Source organism: Methylibium sp. (assembly GCF_013817365.1).
Taxonomy (GTDB): domain Bacteria; phylum Pseudomonadota; class Gammaproteobacteria; order Burkholderiales; family Burkholderiaceae_C; genus Methylibium.
In genome coordinates, this window is record NZ_JACDCU010000329.1 from 1 (window position 1) to 4,686 (window position 4,686).

General features: G+C 65.4%; 5 protein-coding genes. 2 read left to right on the forward strand and 3 right to left on the reverse strand.

Annotated elements, in window-relative coordinates; all coding sequences use genetic code 11:
- Positions 1-332 precede the first annotated feature (332 nt).
- Positions 333-1,247: an NAD(P)-dependent oxidoreductase gene (locus H0W38_RS16875; RefSeq protein ID WP_292456192.1), complete on the forward strand. Its 915-nt coding sequence runs from the start codon at positions 333-335 to the stop codon at positions 1,245-1,247.
- Here the strand turns inward: H0W38_RS16875 and H0W38_RS16880 are convergent.
- Positions 1,151-2,002, reverse strand: coding sequence for an AraC family transcriptional regulator (locus H0W38_RS16880; protein ID WP_292456194.1), 852 nt, complete (start codon positions 2,000-2,002; stop codon positions 1,151-1,153). The genes H0W38_RS16875 and H0W38_RS16880 overlap by 97 nt on opposite strands.
- Before the next feature lie 15 nt (positions 2,003-2,017).
- Positions 2,018-3,061, reverse strand: a complete 1,044-nt coding sequence (locus tag H0W38_RS16885; RefSeq protein WP_292456195.1) for an alpha/beta fold hydrolase — start codon at positions 3,059-3,061, stop codon at positions 2,018-2,020.
- Positions 3,062-3,427: 366 nt separating this feature from the next.
- Between H0W38_RS16885 and H0W38_RS16890 the strand changes: the two genes are divergently transcribed.
- Positions 3,428-4,363 (forward strand): LysR substrate-binding domain-containing protein, encoded by a 936-nt coding sequence (locus H0W38_RS16890; protein ID WP_292456197.1) that lies wholly within the window; start codon positions 3,428-3,430, stop codon positions 4,361-4,363.
- A gap of 23 nt (positions 4,364-4,386) precedes the next feature.
- Here the strand turns inward: H0W38_RS16890 and H0W38_RS16895 are convergent.
- The coding region (locus H0W38_RS16895) for a PaaI family thioesterase (RefSeq protein WP_292456199.1) at positions 4,387-4,686 on the reverse strand (300 nt) is incomplete at its 5' end.

Consider the following 4,686-nt stretch of genomic DNA (forward strand, 5'->3'; position numbering starts at 1 on the left):
GCGCCGCCATGCTCGTAGCAACCTTCTTCGTCCTGCTTGGCATAGATGCTCCTTGTGATCATGCTATGCCTCACACACGAAATATCTGACAGGCTCCTCTGAGCGCGTGCCGCATTGACGCCAGATCGATCGTCATGACTTCTCTCTCGCGCCTGAACACGCGACACCGCCGGCCGACTTGCACAACCCTTCAAGACGAGCATCTGACGCGCCGATAGGCTCTGTATCAATGTATCAACGCGCGTCCGACGTGTGATGCTGACTTTCACGCTCATCACCGAAACATGCGGTCGCCTTTCCAGGAACGGCGTTGACAGAGAGCAAACGAGCCCATGGTCACAGGTTTCATCGGTCTGGGTGCCATGGGGCAGGCCATGGCACTAAATCTTGCCCGGTCAGGCACCGAACTCGTCGTGTGGAACCGTTCGGCCGCGAAGGCCGATCCACTGCGGATGGCGGGCGCGATCGTGGCGACCACGCCTGCCGAGGTCTTTGCACAAGCGGGAATCGTGATCCTCATGCTCGCCAACGGCGACGTCATTGATGCAGTCCTCGAGCGCGGAATGCCAGCCTTCGGCTCGAACGTCGTGGATCACACGATCGTCCACATGGGAACCACATCAGCCGAGTACTCACGCGGACTCGAAGCCGACATTCGCGTGGCGGGGGGCCGCTATGTCGAAGCGCCGGTGTCCGGATCGCGCAAGCCGGCCGAGGCTGGGCAGCTCGTCGGCATGCTCGCAGGCGAGCGCGCAAGCGTCGAGGAGGTTCGCCCGCTGCTTCAACCGATGTGCCAGCAGACATTCGTGTGCGGTCCGGTGCCAAAAGCGCTGCTGATGAAACTGTCCGTGAATCTCTTTCTGATCACCATGGTCACCGGTCTCGCAGAGGCGACTCACTTTGCGGATCGACACGGGCTGGACATGCAGCTGTTCCGAGCCGTGCTGGATGCCGGTCCGATGGCAAGCAGCGTGTCACGTGTGAAGCTGACCAAGCTGGTCGAGCGTGACTTCGCCGTCCAGGCCTCGATCGTGGATGTGCTCGAGAACAATCGACTGGTGGCGCAAGCCGCGAGGCACGTGATGCTGGCTTCGCCGCTGCTGGGTGTCTGTCACGCCCTGTTCGGCGAGACGCTGGCGCTCGGCCATGGTCAGGCCGACATGGCGGCGGTCGTTCTCGCCATCGAGGCACGCACGGATTCAGGGGACACAAGCGATGCCGCCCATTGCGCGGGCGTCAAGCCATAGGCGCGCTTGAATTGACGTGTCATGTGACTCTGATCGGCGAATCCGGCGTGGAGCGCGGCATCGACGAGACCTTGACCCCGTGTGATCACGCTGCGCGCATGGTCGAGCTGGCGCAGGGTGCGAAACCGTGTGGGACTGGTACCGAAGGCGATTCGGAACTGGCGCGCGAGTGTCCAGCGGTCGAGGCCGCAGACCCGCTCGAGTTCGTCCATCGAATGCCGCGCCGCAGGGCATGCGGCGATCAAGTCCCGCACCCGCGACACGCGGTCGAGGGCCAGCGAAGGTGCCGGCTTGCTGGCAGTCGCGAGGCTGTGCAGCAGGCCCACGATGGTGACGACGAGGTCCACCCGTGCGATTTCGTCCAGGCGATCGTCGATGTTCCATATCTCGCGTGCGCAGCCCTTCGGCAGGCGTGCGGCGTCCGCCACAGGCTGCGCAACAAAGGGCAGGGGCTTTCCGCGAAGCGCATGCTGGATCAGTGAGGGCTCGATGTGGACGATCCGATAGCTGAAGCCCTCGCCGGTGCCGGCGAATCCATCGTGTACCTCGTCGGGGTGCAGGATGTGGCATTGACCTGGCAGGCAGTGCCACAGCGCACCTCGGAAGTGGAAGCGCTGAACGCCGGACAACGTGATGCCGATCGCATAGGTGTCGTGCCGATGCGCGGAGAACGCCTGCCCGTGAAGGCAGGCCTCCAGGCGTTCGATTCCCTGCGCACCAGCGCCGACCCGGATGCGGACACTGCGGTCAGCCATCTCGACTTGCCGTGCCTACCGGCGCGTCATCCAACCCGCGGACGGAAGCGCTTGCGGCTCCACCAGGGCATTGGCTTCGGCGGTCGCGTCCTCGCCTCGCAACCAAGCGAGGGCGATCGGCCACAGCGTGTTCTTGAACGCCTCGTCGAAGAAGCGGAAGTGGCCGACGCTTGCTGCGCCGAAGTGCGTTGGATCAAGGCGCAGATGGCTGCGGTGAGCGGCGGTGAAATAGCCCAGCAATCGCTCGATGGCGGCGATCGTGCCGAAGGCGTCGTCGCTCAGGCTCAGCGCAAGGATCGGCGCTCGCACGCGCGCGAAGCCGGCGGCCAACTGCCCCCGCTCTTCAGCGCCGAGCCTGCTGCAGGCGCTGTAACACGTGGTCTCGAAGCGAGGACCACGCAGACACCAATCACTCATGACGCCAGCGGGCGTGTCTTCGAGCCAGCCGAGCGCCTTGCCGGGGAAATAACCAAGCAGGGCCGTCAGCAAGGGCATGGCCAGGTGCCACTTGGCCAACATGCGGCGCCGCAAATCCGGCGCGTAGTCGCGCCAATACGCGAACTGCGCGCCGACCGTGAAGACGCGGCGATAGCTGGCACTGGACGGTGCCAGTCCGAGGACCAGCCCGCCGATGCTGTGCGCCACCACATCCACGGGCTGGCCCGGAAAGTGTTCGCGCACAAAGCCGAGCACGGCTTCCAGGTCGAGCAGGCCCCAGTCGATGGCCGAGGCCTTGAAGCCGCGCAACGATGCCGGACGCGAACCACCGATGCCGCGGTAGTCGAAGGTGACGACGTCGAAGCCGTGGTCGTGCAGGTACTGCGCGAACCGGGAGTAGAAGCGCGCCTGCACAGACGTGGCGGGGCAGATCACGACCACACCCCGAGTCGCTGCGTCCTTCGGGTGCTGCCACAACCAGCAGCCCAGCCCGTGTCCATCGGCAGCGTGCACCACGATGGCAGCCCCGCGTGGGTCAGCGACCGGCTGCTCACCGCGACGCCCTGGCACATGGTTCGGATCGCCCAATGCAGGACGTTGCCATTCGAGAATCGAGTTCATGCCGACATTGAAGGTGCGACGCGGATGGTGCTCAAGCGTCTTTTTCGAATGGCACGCATGCTTGGCGCGAATGACTTCGTGTGTGCCGGCGGCACGGTGGCCAGTCGATCCCATGACACTCACGTCGATAGACGCATCGCCGACAGCACGACGCGTCGCGGTGTGTTCGGCAGGGGTGGTACAGACGGTGCATGGGCCGCGATGCGTCGGTGTCGCGCCACTGCATTGCGTCGCCTTGCGCAAGCGGGTGGCTTGCATGATTCCCCGGCGAGTCGGAGGGCTGGTGTAGTCTCGCTGCGGCCAGTGTGCGAGTGCCACCGCGGTGGCGCAAACGACATCGGCGCATTTCTTCCATGAGCCAAGCAAATGCGGCATCCTCTTCTTGACCTGCCACCCCTGGACATGCTGCGTGGTTTTGTGGCCGCGGGGCGGCGCAAGAGCATCACGCTCGCCTCGCAGGATCTCTGCCTCTCGCAATCGGCCGTCAGCCGGCAGATCCAGGCGCTCGAGGAGTACTTCGATGCGCCCCTGCTCGTACGCCGGCACCGGGCGATCGAACTCACGCCACTGGGCGACAGACTGCTGGCGATCGCGTCGCCCTTTCTCGACGAACTCGGAGACTTCTCCCGCGAGATGCGCAGCGTCGACCGACAGCCTTCGGTCACCATCACGGCCAGCATCGGCGTGATGGCCTTGTGGATCCTGCCCCGGCTGGGCAGCTTCCAGTCCGCCCACGCAGACATCGACGTGCGCGTGGCGGCGACGAACCGGCTGCTCGATCTGCGCAGCGAAGGCATCGACCTGGCAATCCGCTATTGCCGGCCTGCCGACGCTCCGCCGCTGGCCGTGCGCCTGTTCGGCGAGGAAGTGGTGCCTGTTGCGAGCCCTGAGGTGGCGCGGCGCGTTGCGAGCAGCAACGAGGGTTGGCTGGGTGAAGTGCTGATCGAGTACGACGATCGCGCCCGTCCATGGCTGCGCTGGTCGGATTGGCTGAGTGCCCGGGGGCTCGACAAGCGGCAGCCCAAGTCGTCCATGTACTTCAACCAATACGACCAGGTGATTCACGCGGCGGCGGCCGGCCAGGGCATCGCGCTCGGCAGGGTCGCACTGGTGCTGCCCCTGTTGCAGGAAGGCCGGCTCGTGGCCTTGTCCGAGACGGGGCCGGGGTTCAGCGACTTTGCCTACTGGATGATCCCTGCCAGCGAATCGCCGCGGCCGGGCGTTGCCGAGTTCATGGCCTGGGTGCTTCGAGAAGCCGCGCAAACCGCTGAAGGCGTGAGCGCGCTGCCGGCGCCGCCATAGCGCTCGTGGGGCGTCGTTCGCCCTCAACCGGCTGCACGTATCGCGAACGAACCGCGCATGGCGGCGACCACGCCGTGTTCGCTGAGGATGGCGCCAGAGGCATGACAAAGCCGCTGACCGACCTTGACGCGGTCGATGGTGCTGTGCAGCCAGTGGCCGGCATGAGCCGTCGCGAGGAAGTCGACACTGAGGCCTGCGGTTGCGATGCGCGTCTCGCGGGGCAGACGGTGAGCGACGTTGTAGCCGAGCCAGACGTCGGCCATGGTGGAGAGAAAGCCGCCGTGCACGCCTCCCGATTCGTTGCAGTGCTGCGGCGCATCAGG

Bases quoted from the DNA above. Each gene is read 5' to 3' on its own strand.
- H0W38_RS16890 (WP_292456197.1), top strand. From the start codon at position 3,428: ATGCGGCATCCTCTTCTTGACCTGCCACCCCTGGACATGCTGCGTGGT.
- H0W38_RS16875 (WP_292456192.1), top strand. From the start codon at position 333: ATGGTCACAGGTTTCATCGGTCTGGGTGCCATGGGGCAGGCCATGGCA.
- H0W38_RS16880 (WP_292456194.1), bottom strand. From the start codon at position 2,002: ATGGCTGACCGCAGTGTCCGCATCCGGGTCGGCGCTGGTGCGCAGGGA.
- H0W38_RS16885 (WP_292456195.1), bottom strand. From the start codon at position 3,061: ATGAACTCGATTCTCGAATGGCAACGTCCTGCATTGGGCGATCCGAAC.